The following is a 16,451-nucleotide window of genomic DNA, read 5'->3' as shown; positions in this document are numbered from 1 at the left end:
TGCCGCGTCGAGACCTCCATGCCGACCAGCGACCGCTCGTCGGCTACGGGGCCACCCGCCGCATGCACGCGGTACTCGGTCGGCAGCCGACGATCACGATCAGGGAGGGCATCGCGCGCCACACAGCCTGGCTGGAGGAGCACCCCGAGGCGGTCCCGGCGTGGCTGCCGGCACGGAACGAGGGGGCGATGGCTGAGGGTGATCCGATGACGGGTGATCCAATGAGGGGTGATCCGATGACGGGTGGCCTGCCCAGGCGCGGCATCCCCACACCGTGGCCGATCGCATCGGGCGACGGGGGCACGGGGTTCGGTGCCGCGCTGGCGGATGGTCCGCCAACTCGTCGCCGCGTAGCCGCACATAGAGCAGGGTGTCGGCTGGCTCGCCGAGCACCGCGAGCATCAGCGCCGTGTCGGTGTAGGCCGAGCGGTGGAAGCCCTGGGACAGCAGGAGGAAGACCACGCACAGCGGGGTGCAGACGAGGGCCTGCACGGGCACCCGGCGGCCGACGGGGTCGGTGGCGGTGGTGCCCCAGGCCGCCCGCGTCGCTCCTCAGGGCCGCAGAGCCGCAGAGCCGCTTTGAGCAGCAGAGCGGCAGAGTGGCGCCCACGGTGGTCCAGCCGCTCACCGGTCCCCGGCCGTAGCGCCGCACGCCGCAGGCAGCGACGGCCGAGACCCAGGCGGCGTCGCCTCCCACCCACCACTCCAAAGTGTCCACGGGACCGATCAGCACCGGTAGGACGGGCCGCCGAGACCACTGCCTGTGACCCCTGGGATCTGCCCGAGGAACTCAGACCCCGCATCGCGGAGATCGAAGAAGAGGCCGACGTCAATTACGCGCAGCCGGCCTGTGCGCTGCGGAACAGCCTCCGCTGACGAGGCTTGCGCACGGTGGGGTGACGGCGCGGCTGGCCCTGCCACGGAGCGGCATCTCCCGCTTCCCCAGCGTCACCTTGGCTCGCTCAGGATGCGCAGGCCAGGAGCCGGATCACTCTTGAAATATGGGAGAGCGATCCCGCAGGCGTAGCCGGCCCTCATCGTCGCTCACTCGACGGTGCGTAATGACCGGGAAATACGGCGCCGGGGCGGCGGTACGGAATCTCGGCGAACCGGCGAAGTGCCTGATCAGACGCCCGGGTCGCTTCTTCACACCAAGAACGCGCGGGCGGACGACTCGGCGGAGGAGTTCCGGCAGACCAGGAACGGCCGCCGCTCGACGATTGTGCCGGCGCCGATCGGCCGCATCCCGATGAAGAGGTGATGCACGTATGAATGACGGCACCAAGGTCCTCCTCGCCGCTGGTCTGGTCGGCGGCTACGTTCTGGGCCGCATGAAGAAGGGCCGGCTCGCCCTTAGCGCAATCTCCTACCTTGCGGGGCATGAGTTCGGGCTCCAGCCGCGTCAGCTTGCGGCGGAAGGGGTCCGCAGGCTCGGTGAAATACCCCAGGTCGCAGAGCTGGTTGAGCAGCTCCGAGGGGAAGTCCTGGAAACCGGCCGACAGGCTGTCGCGGCTGCCGCCAATCGTCAGTTGACGACCCTCGCCGACACGCTTCATGACCGCACCCTCCAACTTGAGAGCGGTGGGGAAGAGCCGGAGGAGGAGGGCGAAGAGGGCGAAGAGGCATACGAGGAGGGTGAGGAGCCGGAGGAGTACGAAGAGGAATACGAAGAGGAGCCGGAAGAGGAAGAGGAGGGGGAAGAGGAGGAGGAAGAGGAGCCGGAAGAGGAAGAGCCGGAAGAGGAGGAGCCGGAAGAGGAAGAGGAGAGGGAGCGCCCCCGCCGTCGTCGGGTCTCGCGTGAACCTGCAAAGGCAGCTCCGGCCAAGAGGGCGGGAAGGGAACCGGCGGCGAAGAAGTCTGCTCCCGCCAAGAAGGCCCCCGCCAAGAAGGCCCCCGCCAAGAAGGCCCCGGCCAAGAGGGCGGCGGCCAAGAAGACAGCGGCGAAGAAGTCGGCCCCTGCCAAGAAGGCTCCTGCCAAGAGGGCGGCGGCGAAGAAGGCGACTGCGAAGAAGTCGGCTCCCGCGAAGAAGGCTCCTGCCAAGAGGGCGGCGGCGAAGAAGACAGCGGCGAAGAAGTCGGCCCCGGCCAAGAAGGCTCCTGCCAAGAAGGCTCCTGCCAAGAGGGCGGCGGCCAAGAAGACAGCGGCGAAGAAGTCGGCCCCGGCCAAGAAGGCTCCCGCCAAGAAGGCGGCGGCGAAGAAGACAGCGGCGAAGAAGTCGGCCCCGGCCAAGAAGGCTCCCGCCAAGAAGACAGCGGCCAAGAAGACAGCGGCGAAGAAGGCGACTGCGAAGAAGTCGGCCCCCGCCAAAAAGGCCCCAGCGAAGAAGGCCACCGCCAAGAAGGCTCAGAGCAAGAAATCTCCTCCCAAGAAAGCAACGGCCAAGAAATCCCCTCCCAAGAAAGCCTCAGGTAAGAAGACGGCCGCACAGAAGAGGGCAGCCTCGCCGAAGAAGGCTGCCAAGAAGACATCATCGCGCGCCGAGCGCCGGAGGTAGCCGGTCATGGCCAAGACGGGACGGGAAAACGGTGCAGGCGACTCGGGCGTCGACCGACTGCGTGACGAACTTGGGAACTACGTGAGCGCCTGGGTGGGGAACCTGGCCGAAAAGGCCGGCGACAAGCTGGTGGATGTGACGGACCAGCTCACCGACGTCGCCGAGAGCGGCGGATCGTTGTCCGAAATAGGTGCCAACATTTTTCAAGGTGACTCACCGATCAAGGCCGCGGTCACTGGGAAGCTGAAGGACGTCAAGGACAACGTCCTGGGGAAGGCCAAGGAAGCCCTGGGTGGCGGTAAGAGCGGCAAGGCAGGAGACACAAAAGTCACCAACATCATCGAGGTCATCGATGTCGGTGTGCCGCTACGCTACGCCTACGATCACTGGACGCAGTACGAGAAGTTCAGCAGCTTCACCAAAGGCGTACGCAGTGTATCGCGAAGCGATGACTCGACCAGCGACTGGAAAGCCAAGGTCGGACCCTCAACCAGGAGTTGGAAGGCGACCGTCCAGGAGCAAGTGCCCGATGAGCGCATCGTGTGGACGTCCGAGGGCGCCAAGGGAACGACGCGGGGTGCCGTCAGTTTCCATGAACTGACGCCCAGTCTCACTCGAATCGTCCTGGTCGTCGAGTACTACGCCTCCGGATTCTTCGAGAAAACCGGAAATCTGTGGAGAGCTCAGGGGCGCCGACTGCGGCTGGATTTCAAACACTTCCAGCGTTATGTCAGCCTCACCAACGAAGAGCCGGAAGGATGGCGCGGGGAAATCCGTGACGGCGAGGTCGTCCAGACCCACGAAGAAGCCATCGAGGAGGAAGAGGCAGAGGCCGAGGAAGAAGAGGCCGAAGGCGAAGAATCCGATGGTGGCGAACGGGAGTCCGACGACGAGGAATACGACGAGGATGATGAGGAATACGATGCGGATGGCGAAGCGGAGGAGGGGGAGGGCGACTGGGAAGAAGCCGACGAGGAGGCCGACGAAGAGGTCGACGAGGAAGAAGCGTGAGACTTTCGTCTTCCTGGCTTTCGGGGCCATGGCAACCCACCTGATCGGCACGGCCGTTCGCCTGGAGGGTTCGCCGTGGCCGATCTGGGGAGCGGCGACGGCGCGCTGATCTCCCCCCGCCTCTGGCGCTGGGCTCCCCTCCGGACGCGCTGCGGTGGCATGGCGGACTGCTGATACGCGAACCGCCCCGGCTGGCTGCCCCTGCGGGTTCAGGTGGCGATGGCTATGGCGGTGGCGATGGCGATGGCGGTGACGTGGTGTCCTGACGAAGCGTCATCTCTGGTGTGTGGTGCGGGCGCGACAGGCCGGCGACGCCATGTGTTCACCCGTTGACCCGATGTGGCCCGGCGGTGCCGGTCGCGGTGGCGCAGGGTGTGGCGAGAGGGCGGGCTGTGGCCGTCACGTCGCCCCCCCCGCGACTCGGTGCCACGAAGGGCTTACGAGGAGGTATCGGGGGACGGAGGTGCGGCGCCTCGCCCGAGGTGACCGTTATCGACCCGTATATCATGTAATGGCGCCTCTTGAAGGTGGCGCGGTCAGCATGTCGTCTCCGATACCGGAGAGAGAACATGGCCGCAGGTGAAGAAGAGGACGAGACAGCGCCGGTCCGGCGTCCGTCCAGCAAGAAGACCGTCAAGAAGACCGCCCAGAGGACCGCCGAAAGGACCGGCAGGAGAACTGCCAAAAAAACTGTCGGGAAGACCGCCAAGACTGCCGGGGAAACTGCCAAGAAGACCAGTGCAGTTCGCTCCGGCGACAGACAGAGCGAGAGCGAGAGCGGGGCGAAGCATGTGGGCCGTCGTGTCTCGGCGCCGCGAGCCATGCGGTACGCGGCCGAGCAGCTCCAGGAGCTGTTGGGGCGAGCCCCCGAGTCCGTCTCTGCGGTGCGGCCCACCGGTGACGGCTGGCAGGCGGACGTGGAAGTCCTGGAGCTGGCACGCATCCCCGAAACCACCAGCGTGATGGCGAGCTATCGGGTCACGCTGGACGAGGAGGGCGAACTGGTCGCGTACGAGCGCACCCGCCGCTACACCCGAGGGCAGATCGATCGACGTTCCTGACCCGAGGGTTCCGGGAAGCCAGGACAGCAGTGAAGCAGTGAAGCCGCCAAAGCAGTGAAGCACCGTTCGCTGGGCGAACGACACGGCCGCCCCGCCGAGGCAGGGGCGAGCCGGCGAAGGGAGGCACCGTGACTGTGGTGCCGCAAGGCGGAGGGACCATCTCCAGAGGCGGCGGGGCCGGCTCCGGAAGTCTCTACGACATTCTCGATCTGATTCTGGACCGTGGCCTGGTCATCGACGTCTTCGTGCGGGTGTCGTTGGTGGGCATCGAGATTCTCAAGATCGACGCCCGCATCGTCGTCGCGAGCGTCGACACCTACCTGCGCTTCGCCGAGGCCTGCAATCGCCTCGATCTGGAGTCGGGAGACAAGGCGCCCGCCACATTGCCCGACATTGTCGGCGAGGTCACCGAGAGCGGAGCCCAGGGCAAGACCAAGGGGGCCCTGCAGGGAGCCGCGGAGACGGTGTCCGATGTCCTCAAGGGAGGCCGCGGGGAGAAGGAAGACGAGGAGGACGAGGAGGAGAAGGAGCACGCGGGACGGCACCGGGAGCACGCGGAGAAGCGGGAGCGGCCGGCCCGGCGACCGGTCCGGCACCGGAAGGAGTGAGCCATGGCCGTGTATGTCTATGCGATTGTCGCGGCCGCCCACCCGCAGCGCCTGGACGGCGTCGACGGCGTGGGGGACCCGCCCACCACCCTTCGTACGGTGCACAACCGGAAGCTGTCCGCGGTCGTCAGCGATGCACCCGACGACCTGCGGCCCAAACGACGCGACCTGGCCGCGCACCAGACCGTCCAGGAGCGGCTGATGGCCGATGGCTCGGTCCTGCCGCTGCAGTTCGGCTTCGTCACCTCCGACGACGAGGCCGTGAAGGCGGTGCTGGAGGAGCGTGCGGAGCGGTTCACTGAGCGCTTGCGGGCGTTGGAGGGCTGCGCCGAATACCACCTCAAGGCGGCCCAGCAGGAGGAGGCGCTGCTGCGCGAGATCCTGCGCGAGTCGGACGAGGCGCGCAGGCTCAACGAGGAGATCAGAAGTGGCAGTAACAGCCCGGAGCTGCCGCTCGCCCTGGGTGAACTGGTCGCCCAGGAAGTTGAGGTCCGCCACGATCAGCGGGCCGCCGCGGTCGTCGACGTCCTGCGGGAATTCGCCCGGGACGAGCGCTTGTCGCAGGCCACCGGTGACGACTTCCTGAACGTGTCCTTCCTGGTGGACCAGGACAACGAATCACCGTTCCTCGCCTCTGAGCGGGGACTCGCCGACGAGCTGGGCGAGGCCTTCGACCTCCGGCTCCGCGGCCCGCTGCCCCCCTACAGCTTCGTCTGAGGAGTCCAAGGAGTACGTCATGGGCCTGCTCACCCAGATCACCACCTTTCCGCTGGCACCGGTACGCGGCGTCTCCTGGGTCGTGGAGCGCGTTCTCGAAGCCGCGGAGCAGGAGTACTACGACCCGGCGCCGATCGAGCGGGAACTGGCCGAACTCGAGCGGGCGCTCCTGGCGGGGGAGATCGACGAGGACACCTTCGACCGGCGCGAGGACGAGCTGCTCGACCGGCTGGAGGAGATCCGGGCCCATGCTCAGGGCACCGGCACATGAACGCGACACCGCGCGTCGGCACGCCGGGAATTGTCGGCACGCCGGGAATTGAGGTGGAAAGGCCGTGACCGAACCCGTCGCCCGGAGGATGGGCGACTACCCGTCCAGGGCCGGGCCGCACGGCCAGGGCTCCTCGGCGAACCTCGCCGACATCCTGGAGCGCGTTCTGGACAAAGGCATCGTCATCGCCGGCGATATCCAGATCAACCTCCTGGACATCGAACTGCTCACCATCAAGCTGCGGTTGGTGATCGCGTCGGTGGACAAGGCGAAGGAAATGGGCATCGACTGGTGGGAGCGCGACCCCTCGCTGTCCTCGCGCGCCGACGGCCACCATGCGCTCGCCGAGGAGAACGAAAGGCTGCGCGCCGAGATCGCCGACCTGCGCGAACGCAGCGAGGCGGAGCTGCCGCCGGCCGAGGACGAGGAAGACCGCCCGGCCGACACCGGGCGCACCGCGCGCAGGACCCGCACCCCCCGTGGCGAGCGGGCGGAGCCGAGCTCCCGCGGCAAGAGGCGGGATGAGCGATGACCGACTCCCTCACCTACGCGTACGGCGTGGCCCGGGACGCCGACGGGTCGCTGGCTGAGGCGCTGCCCGGACTCCGCGGAGTGGGGGATGCGCCGGTGCACCTGATTCGCGCGGGGGACGGCGACGAGGTGGTGGTCGCCGTGAGCCCGGTGCCCGCGCCGGACTTCCAGGAGGCCGCGCTGAAGGCGCACCTGGAGGACCTGGACTGGCTCGAAACGGTCGCCCGCGCGCATCACCGCGTGATCGAGGCGCTGGCCGCCCACAGCACCGTACTGCCGCTCCGCCTGGCGACGGTCTACCTCGACGACGACCGGGCGCGGAGCATGCTCGAAGACCGCCGGGAAGCGTTCGCCGAGCGCCTGTCGGACCTGGCCGGACACGAGGAGTGGGGCGTCAAGATCTACGCCGAAGCGCCCCCGACGACGCCGGGCCGGCCCGAACCGGCCGCGGCCCCCGACCCGGCCACGGCCTCGGAGCTGAGCCCCGGACGGGCCTACCTCAGCCGGCGCAGGGCACAGCACCATTTGCGCGACGACGCCTACCGGAACGCCGAAAAGGCCGCCGAGCGCGTCGAGGCCGCCGCACGCGCCCACGCGGTCGACCGGGTCCAGCACCGTCCGCAGCAAGGCGAACTCGCCCGCGGGCCAGGGGAAAACGTCATCAACGACGCCTACCTCGTACCGCTGCGGCACGCGGAGAGCTTCCGCGTCGACGTCATGCGGGCCGCGGAGGCACTGCCCGGCGTACGCGTGGAGGTCACCGGCCCCTGGGCCCCGTACTCCTTCATCGCCGCCCCACAGACCGAGCCGTCGAAGAGGGCCACGCCATGAGCGCGGTGGAGCGGCCGCCGGCGGGGGAGCGGCCGCTGCCGGACCGGCAGATAGCGCTGATCGACCTGCTGGACCGATTGCTCGCCGGGGGTGTGGTCCTCACCGGCGATGTGGTCCTCTCCATCGCCGACATCGACCTCGTACGGATCTCCCTGCGTGCGCTCATCGCCTCCATCAGCGAACAGACCCCCTCGCCCTGGCCGGGCCATGTCATCCCGGCAACGTCACCTCTGCACGGGGACGGCCCGGACCATGACCACTGACGGCGACCGTCCGGTCGACCGCTTCCACGACGTCGCCGACGCCGCCGACCGCGCCTACCGCCGATTGCCCGAGCTGTCGCCGCAGGCCGCGCCCCCGCGACCCGTGGAAGCGCGCGGCGCGGCACACCGCATCAATACCAACCCCGACACCGTGGAACGGGACCTCGTCAAACTCGTCCTCACCCTCGTCGAGCTCGTCCGCCAGCTCATGGAGCGCCAGGCCCTCCACCGCGTCGACGCCGGAGACCTCACCGAAGAGCAGGAGGAACGCCTGGGGGCCACGCTCATGATCCTCCACGACCGCATGATCGAACTCTGCGCCCGATACGACCTTTCCCTGCAGGACCTCAACCTGGATCTCGGCCCTTTGGGGACGCTGCTGCCGCCCACGGACTGAGCCTTTTCGCCTGAAGTGAGATAATTCAACGGAGGATGGAAGGGCCAGGGGCTGCGCCTGGAAAACCGACCGAGATGCATCCCACCGGCTCGACCGAGCCGCTGAAGGAGCACGACATGGGCATCGGCAGGAAGTCCAAGAACATCGGCGAAATAGCCGAGGGAAAAACCAAGGAAACCACCGGGAAGGCCCTCGGAAACGAAAGCATGGAAATGAAGGGCAAGGCCGAAAAGATCATGGGCAAGGTGAAGCACGCAGTGGAACGGGCCAAGGACACCCTCAAGCACTGACCGTGGCGCCCGCCAGGGGTCGCGCTGAATGACCCCATGATCAAATGGCGTGGTAGCGCGCTGACGTGTGCCATTGACGCCATTGACCTTGTCCGGCCGACACCTCTCGGCGTGCCGGCAGTAAAGCTCACGCCGGCTGATCTCAGCGACTCGGGCCGGTGGACCAGCGGTTTCGGAACCACCGGGCGGCCCTCGAGCGCGCGGTCTCTCAAAGGTGTCGAAAGGTGACCACCTGCTGACATCGCACTGCGCGCCGAAGCCGGAGTGTGCTGAGAGGTGATATGTGCACGGTCCTATTGCGCAGTCCTGACCAGGGAGGTGGGGCATGCCGGCAGGTTCGAGCAAAAAACGCGAGCGGCAGTACGAGCACATCAAGGAGCAGGCGGAAGAGCGCGGGACCCCGGAAAAGCGGGCGAAGGAGATCGCCGCGCGCACCGTGAACAAGCAGCGCGCGCGTTCCGGGGAAGCGCGGACCTCCAGCAGGACCTCAACGCAGGATCCGAAGTCCGCCTACCAGCGGGGCGGCGAGCGCAGCCACCGCGGGGCGCAGGGCCCGACCAAGGACCAGCTGTCCGAGGAGGCCAGGAAGAAGAACATCGAGGGCCGCTCGAACATGAACAAGGACGAGCTCCGCAAGGCTGTCGGCCGCTGAACCGTCCTGCCCGCGCTCCGTGCTACCGCCGGATGACCGAGTGGATCCAGGCGAGTTGCCGGGAGATCTCCCCGGCCTCGGCGATCTTCTCGCGGTCCGAGCCGTCAAAGACACCGAGGAGGGCTTCGGTGCCGCGTGGGGCGATGCTCATCACCGGGCCTCCGGAGTCGCCGCCGGCGGGAATCCCGGACACCTTTTCCATGCAGAAATCCGAGCCGCCCGGTGCGGTGTAGCCGTCGCACCGGGGGTCGTCCGGCCGTACGACCCGCAGGTCCGACTGCTTGAGCACGGGGGACTGGCAGGTGTTTTCGTCCCCGGTACAGGTGGCCCCCCACCCGTACTGCCGCACCGCCTGGCCGGGGTGGACACGAGCCGTGGCCAAGCGCGCCGTGCGGATCTTCATCGGCGGGACCTTGATGAGCATCATGTCGGCCTGCGCGCTTCCCACGCGTCCACCGGGTACCGGACGGACCGTGGTGCCTTTCCGCATGTCGAGGCTGCCGACCCGGAACGAGATCCGCTTGTCGGCGATCGGCTGCCCCTGCTCGAAGAAGCAGTGCGAGGCGCTGATGATCCACTGATGTGCGATCGCCGTCCCGGTGCACACCGGGTTGCCGTCGACGAGCATGCGCACCGCCCACGGGCCGTAGGCGCTCTTCGCCCCGCCGATCACGGCAGCGGCCGGCGACGACGACATCACCGAGCCCGTCACCAGCAGTAGAACAGCCAGCAGCAGCACACGAACTTGACGCACCATCCGGAACAGCTCCCCTCGTCAGGGCATGGGCCGTACGGATGGTGAGATGCCCCGCTGGGCCAAAAAGTTCCGAATGGTCCGAACGAATCGGCCCAGGGCCCGTCTGCTGATCACGAGCGGTCAGCCCGAAGTGCCGCCTTCTCCGACTTCCACGATCACGAGTGTGCCCCGGCTTCCGGGGCGAACCGCGTGAGCCGTCCGTGCCGGAACCATGTAGAGCTCGCCCGGCCCCACCGATACGGGCCGGCCGCCGACTTCGAGTTGAAGCTGCCCATCGAGGACGAGCAGGGCCTCGGGGGTTTCGTGACTCTCCGTCTCGACGGGGAGTGCGTCCATCCTCAGCACCTTCACGCACGCGGTGCCCACCTGCCCCAGCACGAGCGAACGCCATCCTGCCGGGAGATCCGCTGCGGTGTTCATCAGGTTGACCAGGCTCACGGCACACTCCTCCCAGCGGCCCGGAGCGCAGTCCGCGGGCCGCCTTCAACAAGGTCAATGGATGCCTCAGAAGTTACGTGAACTGCACTGATGGTGGGTTGACCGATAGGTAAAGGATGACGACAGCCGGTGCTCACCAGGTCGGCCACGCCGGCCGTCAGGGACGGGTGCCGACGCCGGCGTCCTCCTTCTCCGCGACGCCGACCTGCCGATCCCCTCGCCGCCAGGGCCACACTTCGGTCTGCTCCTTATGGGAGCCGCGGCGCATCTCCTGCATTCCCTTTTCGATCCCGTTGCGCAACCAGTTGCCCACGGGACGTTCCACCAGTCGATGGACGGCATAGGAGAGCAGCAGCATGAGGGTGACGATGGCCGTGAGCAGTACGGGAGCGGGCATCCGATTCCGCAAAAGGTCGATCAGCGTGAATCCGATGTACATATGCAGAAGGTAGAGCGGGTACGTCAGCGATCCGGCTGTGCTCAGCCAGCTCCAGCGCACCCTGTCGAACACGCCAAGAGCGATGGCCGCCATGAGAGCGAAGGCGACGATGATGCCCAAGCGTGCGGGCCAGGTGTCCGTTACCGCGGCCTTGTCGCCCAGGTTCATCACCAGGCGCCCCCGCACGTAGTGCTGGGCCAGGAGGAATTCCACCGCGACGATCGCCCACAGCAGCACGGTCGGCCTGAAACGATGCATCAGGTAGAAAGCGATCCCCGCAATGAAATAAGGGGAGTACGGGGCGACCGCCCACACGGACACGAAGTTGCTTTCGGCCTTGAACGCGACGACGCCGGCGACGGTCCACAGGCCACAGAACAGTACACATCTGCGGTAGGTGACCCCTTTGTACACGACGAGCGCGAAGAGAAGATAGAACTTCAACTCGACGAACAGCGACCAGTAGACGTCATCCACGTCGGACACGCCCACACCCTGTTGCAGCATGGTGAGGTTGGTCAGCACGGTCTCCAGGCTGTCCGCACTGCGCACGCGTGGCCACAACGTCAGGACGGTGGCCGTCATGAGAACGGCAACCCAATACGCGGGATAGAGGCGGGCGGCCCGCGACTTGACGAAATCTCCGAGCGAACGTCCCCATGCGCTCATGCAGATGACGAATCCGCTGATCAGGAAGAAGACTTCGACGCCCAGCCAGCCGAACTGCGAAACATGGTAGAGCTCCGGCGAGAAGGCCTTGGGATCCCGGCCCCAACCGTCGCGAAGCGCTATGTAGTGGTAGCACAGAACCATCAGCGACGCCACGAAGCGCAACCCGTCGAGCACATGGAGCCTGGGCTGCCCCGACCTCTTTGCCAAGCTTGCCGGGGAGTTGCGCGGCGCGACGAAGCGCATACAGCGATTCCTTGTTCTTTCTCAAAGCGTCTTCAGCAAGAGGGGGCGCGGCCACATGTTGTGACGGCGGGTCACGGCACGGTCGAACGAGAGAGGGCCTCGTGCACGAGTTCCGCGTCATCCCCGCCGGTGACCAACTCGGAATTCGCTCAGGTGTCGCTCTGTCGCAGGCGTCGACGGCTTGCCGTATCGCCACGCCCATCCGGCTGAGTTGAACAATGCAGGCCGACTTCGCCAACCAGCCGTTCCCATGCTGACATACATGGTGAACTCTTGACGCTACGGTCACCGTCGCGGACGACGGCCCGGGGGTGCCCGAGGAGGTCCGGCCCGAGGTCTTCGGCCGCTTCGTCCGCGTCGACCACAGCCGCTCCCGCGCGGCCGGCGGCAGAGGGAGTTTCGAGCGCCGGCGGGGCGATTTCGCGGTACGAAGGCCGGGCGCCGAGGGCGGATGCGGTGCGTGGGTGGGGCCGGACGGCCCTGTCCTGTCCGTGCGGCAGGCTCCAGGCTGGGGGGAGGAGGTGGCGACATGCCCAGCACTCCGCGCATCGTCAGCGATGTCATGACCCGTTCCGTGGCTGCCGTCGGCCACGAAGGCCGCTTCAAGGAGATCGTCGAGATCATGCGGCGGCGGAAGGTCAGTGCCGTGCCGGTGGTCTCGGCCGAGCGGCGGGTGATCGGAGTGGTGTCCGAGGCCGATCTGCTGCCGAAGGAAGGGTTCCGGGAGGCGGACCCGGCCCGGCTGGAGCGTTTGCGGCGGTCCGACGATGTGCGCCGGGCGGAGGCGGTGACCGCGGGCGAGCTGATGACCGGCCCGGCCGTGACGATACGAGCCGACGCCACGCTGGCCCAGGCGGCGCGGACGATGGCCAGAGCGTCCGTCAAACGTCTGCCGGTCGTGGACGGCAACGGCCTGCTGCTGGGCATCGTCAGCCGAGCCGACCTGCTGAAAGTGTTGCTGCGGTCCGACGACGACCTCGCGCAGGAGGTCCGTGAGGTGATCGGCACGCTGTTCGCGGCACCGGCGAAGGACCTGGAGGTGGCGGTGGCCGACGGGGTGGTCACGCTCAGCGGACACATCCGCGACCGTTCGCTGGTGCCCGTGGTGGCGCGTCTGGTGCGCGGCATCGAGGGGGTGGTGGACGTGCGCTTCGACGTCACGGGGGGTGACGCGGTGCGGACCGTGCGGTCAGGCGTGGGCTCGCCTTCCTGACGAGGGACGGCCCCAGGCCGGTGGCGCAGGACGCCGGGCTCCCGGCCGGTCGGCGGGAGGTAGGGCCGGACGGCCCCTGCCCGGTACGGGAGGGCGACAGCACGCTGAAGGTGTCGCAGCGCGAGGGACACCGGCCCCGGAGGGAGGAGACGTCATGGCGCACACACCGCACACCGTGGGCGACGTGATGACCCGGACGGTGGTCGCCGTCGGCCGGAACGCCTCGTTCAAGGAGATCGTCGAAACGATGGAGCAGTGGAAGGTGAGCGCACTGCCGGTGCTGGCGGGGGAGGGGCGAGTGATCGGTGTGGTCTCCGAAGCCGACCTGCTGCCCAAGGAGGAATTCCGCGCCGCGGACCCGGACCGGCTGGAACAGCGGCAGCGGCTGGACGACCTGCGCAAGGCCGGTGCACTGACGGCAGGTGAGCTGATGAGCGCCCCGGCTCTGACGGTGCACGCCGCCGACACGATCGCCCAGGCGGCACGAACGATGGCGCGCAAGTCCGTCAAGCGGCTGCCCGTGGTCGACGATCACGGATTGCTGGAGGGCATCGTCAGCCGTGCCGATCTGCTGAGCGTCTTCCTGCGCTCCGACGAGGACCTGGCGGCGGAGGTGCGTACGGAGATCGTCGACCGGCTGTTCGCCGACGCCGCGACAGAGATCGAAGTCGGGGTCGAGGACGGCGTGGTGGCATTGCGCGGCCGGATCGGTGACCGGGCCCTGCTGCCCGTCCTGGCCCGTCTGGTGCGGGCGGTCGAAGGCGTGGTGGACGTGACATTCGACGACTGGACGGACGAGACGCCGGTCGTGGGGGAGGAGAGCGCGGCGCACGGCGAGGCCGCCGGACGGCGCTGACGGGGACCGTGTCGGCTCCCGGTGCCGTGTGCATCGACCGAAGCGCCATTCCCTGCCCCGCGGCGCGTCGCATCCCGTGACGCGAGAGGCTATGGGGAACCCATCTCGGATCATGAGGAGCTACCGATGAGCGTCGCGCTGACGACCGATCACCCCGCCTGGCACACCAGCGACAACGGCGCGCTGACGCGTGCCGTCCGTACGGCCTCGGGCACCTGGGTCCTGTCCTACGACCGGGAGGGCCTCCACATGGCGTGCGTGAACGGTACCGAGGATGTGAAGCCGTCCTTCCTGACCACGGATCCCTCGCGTCTTCCCGAAGCGGCACCCGCCGAGCTCCGCGCCGGCCTCCACCGGCTCGGCGGCACGCAGCGCCTGGCCAACCCGTGGCTGTGGGACGCGATCACGACCGCGATCCTGCGGCAGGTCGTCCGTGCCGACCAGGCCCGCAAGCTGTACCGCAACTGGTGCAGCATCCACGGCACCGCAGTGGACGGCCCACACGGTGCGCTCGCCGTCGCGCCCACCGCCGGCGAAGTACGCGGCCTGGCCGACGAGCGGTTCGCGGACGTCGGGGCGAAGTTCCACCGGACCGCTCTGCAGGCCGCTGCCGCCGCATACGAGCGACACCACGCCGACTGGGAGAAGTTGGACGCCGGCGCCCTGGCCGCGGCGCTCACCCGCATCCCCCGGATCGGCCCCTGGACTGCGGCCGCCGCGGCCGCCGACTTCACCGGCGACTTCAGCGTCTACCCGCACGATGATCTCGCCGTGCGCACCTGGGCCGCGCAGATCGCGCCCTCCTACCCCTGGCCCGGCAAGAAGGACAAGGCCTTTGGACCGCTGTGGACCGGCTGGGCCGGCACCGACCGCACCGCCCTGCACACCCTGACCCTCTCCACCCTCACCTGGGGGTCACACGCCCGCGCCGAACTGGTGGGCACATGATCCCCGCGCTCCCTCACCCTGCGGCCGCTCATCGGGCGACCGCCGGGGCCTGGTTGCGGGCGTGCTGCTGGCGGGAGAGATCGGCGAGGTGTCCGCGGATGGCCGGCAGCGGCGTTTGCGAGAAGGGTATGCCGACGGAGAAGTTGAACTCGTCCCGTCCGCGCATGGCTTCGTCCGCGCCGTGCTCGGTGAGGTCCACATCGCCGTACGCCTGCATCCTCTTGGGATCGTGACCTTCCTTGATGAGCTGGTCCCAGATCGGAGATCCGGGGTAGGGGCGGAACTCGAAGACCGAGGCGCGGAAGTCTCCCGGAAGCGTGTCGGCCAGCTCCCACAGCCGCTGGATGTGTTCGACGGTGGCATGGAGGTCCTCGGTCCGCTCGCCGGGATATCCGAGGATGAAGTACCCCTTGACGCCGATCCCGCGCTCCAGGAGCCGGCGTGTCACGGAGAGCGTCATGTCGGAGGTGATCCGCTTGTCCATCGCCTTCAGCACCCGGTCCGATCCGGACTCGACGCCGAGCGCGACTTCCCGCAGCCCGTTGGTGGCGAGCGTGTCGAGCATCCGGTCCTCCAGCCGGTGCAGGACGTTGATGCGGCCGGTGGCGTCCCAGACGTACCGTTCACCGGTCTTGTCGGCGGTGAAGGCGTCCATGGAGGTGCGGATGATGCGCTCGGCGCCCAGGAAGAGGTCATCGACGAATCGGTAGGCGGTCGTCCCGTAGCGCGCGTGCATCTGGTCCAGTTCGCCCAGGATGTTGTCCGGTGCGCGGGTGCGGATCTTGATCTCGGGGTTCATCGACACCGCGGCGCCGCAGAACCCGCAGTCGTAGGGACAGCCGCGCGAGCCGACGATGTTGCCCTCCCACCGGCCGTCGGCGGCCTGGTAGGGATCCTGCGGGAGGAAGGTCCGGTCCACGAAGGGCAGCGTGTTGATGTCCGGAGAGATCCAGTGGGTGGGGTCGCCGTGATGGATCCCGACGGCGGTCGTGTTCAGCAAGGGGTCGCGCCACATCACCTGTGGCAGCGAGGACCGGCGGGTGTGGTCCTCCAGCAGGGCGGCGACTCGGGTCTCCCCTTCGCCCAGGACAAGTGCGGTCAGGTGCCGGAACCGGGGGTCGGTCAGCACGGCCTGCGGCATGGCCTTGGCATGATGCCCGCCCACCAGCACATGGATGGCGGGATCGAGGGCGTCGGCTATCCGGGCGGAGATGGCGTAGGTCGGCGCGAGCAGGTTGAAGCCCGCCCAGCGGGGCCGGGCCGCGTTGATGATGTCGGCGGTGTGACCGATGCCGAGTCCGCATGCCTCGGCGTCCAGGAGGCCGACGTTGAAGCCGGCGTCCCGCGCGTACGTGGCGATGTACCCCATCCCCAGGACCGGCAGGGTGTAGTCGTTGACGCGCGGCCGGCGGGAGTAGTCCCGTAGCGGGGCATTGACGAACAGGGCGTCCAACGGGCGCGAGGGATCGGCTCCCACGATCAACTCGGTGCCGTCGGTCCGTGCTTGTGTCGTGTCGTTCCTCGGCATAGGTGGTCCCCCAGGTGAGTGTGAACAGCGTGGATGCATGCGGTTGACGGGCGTTGGCAGCCCCTCTGCGCGAGGCAGGACCGCATTCCTTCTCGGTCGTGGGCCATAGGTGATCGGGGGCGATCCGGCGGGCCGGGCGGACCGCCGAGGCGTCATGGGCGCGAGTCACCCGGCGGCCGGTGGCGGCGGAACCACGCAGCGGTGTCCGCCCGAACGGTGACGGCCGTCCC

Annotated in this window: 19 protein-coding genes and 1 pseudogene; 16 read left to right on the top strand and 4 right to left on the bottom strand. The window is 68.1% G+C overall.

What is annotated here, in order from left to right:
- Positions 1–1,268 precede the first annotated feature (1,268 nt).
- The 12 genes from AC5677_RS01805 to AC5677_RS01750 all read left to right on the top strand — a co-directional run bounded on the left by AC5677_RS01805 (position 1,269) and on the right by AC5677_RS01750 (position 9,127).
- Positions 1,269–2,495, top strand: a complete 1,227-nt coding sequence (locus AC5677_RS01805) for a histone H1-like repetitive region-containing protein (protein ID WP_497193207.1) — start codon at positions 1,269–1,271, stop codon at positions 2,493–2,495.
- A gap of 6 nt (positions 2,496–2,501) precedes the next feature.
- The gene (locus AC5677_RS01800; RefSeq protein WP_497193206.1) at positions 2,502–3,506 is read left to right on the top strand and encodes an SRPBCC family protein; all 1,005 of its coding nucleotides are present in this window, start codon (positions 2,502–2,504) and stop codon (positions 3,504–3,506) included.
- Positions 3,507–4,075: 569 nt separating this feature from the next.
- Positions 4,076–4,567, top strand: a complete 492-nt coding sequence (locus tag AC5677_RS01795) for a gas vesicle protein GvpO (protein WP_497193205.1) — start codon at positions 4,076–4,078, stop codon at positions 4,565–4,567.
- 128 nt (positions 4,568–4,695) lie between these two features.
- Positions 4,696–5,175: a gas vesicle structural protein GvpA gene (locus AC5677_RS01790; protein ID WP_497193204.1), complete on the top strand. Its 480-nt coding sequence runs from the start codon at positions 4,696–4,698 to the stop codon at positions 5,173–5,175.
- A 3-nt stretch (positions 5,176–5,178) separates the two neighbouring features.
- Entirely contained in the window at positions 5,179–5,892 is a 714-nt protein-coding gene (locus AC5677_RS01785; RefSeq protein WP_497193203.1) for a GvpL/GvpF family gas vesicle protein, read from the top strand.
- 19 nt (positions 5,893–5,911) lie between these two features.
- Complete coding sequence (locus AC5677_RS01780) at positions 5,912–6,163, top strand: gas vesicle protein GvpG (RefSeq protein ID WP_497193202.1); 252 nt, start codon at positions 5,912–5,914, stop codon at positions 6,161–6,163.
- 88 nt (positions 6,164–6,251) lie between these two features.
- Entirely contained in the window at positions 6,252–6,695 is a 444-nt protein-coding gene (locus tag AC5677_RS01775; RefSeq protein WP_497196478.1) for a gas vesicle protein, read from the top strand.
- The gene (locus AC5677_RS01770) at positions 6,692–7,525 is read left to right on the top strand and encodes a GvpL/GvpF family gas vesicle protein (RefSeq protein WP_497193201.1); all 834 of its coding nucleotides are present in this window, start codon (positions 6,692–6,694) and stop codon (positions 7,523–7,525) included. Before AC5677_RS01775 ends, AC5677_RS01770 begins: the two co-directional genes overlap by 4 nt.
- Positions 7,522–7,788 (top strand): gas vesicle protein, encoded by a 267-nt coding sequence (locus AC5677_RS01765; RefSeq protein ID WP_497193200.1) that lies wholly within the window; start codon positions 7,522–7,524, stop codon positions 7,786–7,788. The genes AC5677_RS01770 and AC5677_RS01765 overlap by 4 nt, the downstream gene beginning before the upstream one ends.
- On the top strand, positions 7,778–8,185 hold the full coding sequence (locus AC5677_RS01760) for a gas vesicle protein K (protein ID WP_497193199.1): 408 nt from the start codon (positions 7,778–7,780) through the stop codon (positions 8,183–8,185). Before AC5677_RS01765 ends, AC5677_RS01760 begins: the two co-directional genes overlap by 11 nt.
- Before the next feature lie 74 nt (positions 8,186–8,259).
- Positions 8,260–8,475: a CsbD family protein gene (locus AC5677_RS01755; protein WP_497193198.1), complete on the top strand. Its 216-nt coding sequence runs from the start codon at positions 8,260–8,262 to the stop codon at positions 8,473–8,475.
- Positions 8,476–8,800: 325 nt separating this feature from the next.
- On the top strand, positions 8,801–9,127 hold the full coding sequence (locus AC5677_RS01750) for a plasmid stabilization protein (RefSeq protein WP_497193197.1): 327 nt from the start codon (positions 8,801–8,803) through the stop codon (positions 9,125–9,127).
- Between the two features lie 22 nt (positions 9,128–9,149).
- Here AC5677_RS01750 and AC5677_RS01745 read toward each other — a convergent pair whose 3' ends face one another.
- From AC5677_RS01745 to AC5677_RS01735, 3 genes are all read right to left on the bottom strand, one after another.
- Complete coding sequence (locus AC5677_RS01745; protein ID WP_497193196.1) at positions 9,150–9,884, bottom strand: S1 family peptidase; 735 nt, start codon at positions 9,882–9,884, stop codon at positions 9,150–9,152.
- A gap of 120 nt (positions 9,885–10,004) precedes the next feature.
- A complete protein-coding gene (locus AC5677_RS01740; protein WP_497193195.1) occupies positions 10,005–10,322 on the bottom strand; it encodes a cupin domain-containing protein in 318 nt (105 codons plus the stop codon).
- A gap of 157 nt (positions 10,323–10,479) precedes the next feature.
- Entirely contained in the window at positions 10,480–11,676 is a 1,197-nt protein-coding gene (locus tag AC5677_RS01735) for an acyltransferase family protein (protein WP_497193194.1), read from the bottom strand.
- A 290-nt stretch (positions 11,677–11,966) separates the two neighbouring features.
- On the opposite strand from AC5677_RS01735, the pseudogene AC5677_RS01730 reads away from it, so the two are divergent.
- The 4 genes and pseudogenes from AC5677_RS01730 to AC5677_RS01715 form a co-directional block, all read left to right on the top strand.
- Positions 11,967–12,242 (top strand): annotated as a pseudogene (locus AC5677_RS01730) (hypothetical protein); the annotation flags it as partial.
- On the top strand, positions 12,206–12,889 hold the full coding sequence (locus AC5677_RS01725) for a CBS domain-containing protein (RefSeq protein ID WP_497193193.1): 684 nt from the start codon (positions 12,206–12,208) through the stop codon (positions 12,887–12,889). The pseudogene AC5677_RS01730 and the gene AC5677_RS01725, both read left to right, overlap by 37 nt.
- A gap of 154 nt (positions 12,890–13,043) precedes the next feature.
- Positions 13,044–13,745: a CBS domain-containing protein gene (locus AC5677_RS01720; RefSeq protein ID WP_497193192.1), complete on the top strand. Its 702-nt coding sequence runs from the start codon at positions 13,044–13,046 to the stop codon at positions 13,743–13,745.
- 126 nt (positions 13,746–13,871) lie between these two features.
- Positions 13,872–14,693 carry a DNA glycosylase family protein gene (locus AC5677_RS01715; protein WP_497193191.1) on the top strand — a complete coding sequence of 274 codons (822 nt, stop codon included), beginning with the start codon at positions 13,872–13,874 and terminating at the stop codon, positions 14,691–14,693.
- Between the two features lie 28 nt (positions 14,694–14,721).
- Here AC5677_RS01715 and AC5677_RS01710 read toward each other — a convergent pair whose 3' ends face one another.
- A complete protein-coding gene (locus tag AC5677_RS01710; RefSeq protein ID WP_497193190.1) occupies positions 14,722–16,221 on the bottom strand; it encodes a B12-binding domain-containing radical SAM protein in 1,500 nt (499 codons plus the stop codon).
- Positions 16,222–16,451: the final 230 nt, after the last annotated feature.

This window comes from Streptomyces sp. JLSY215, assembly GCF_059682825.1.
This window is presented reverse-complemented; position numbering and strand designations above follow the sequence as displayed.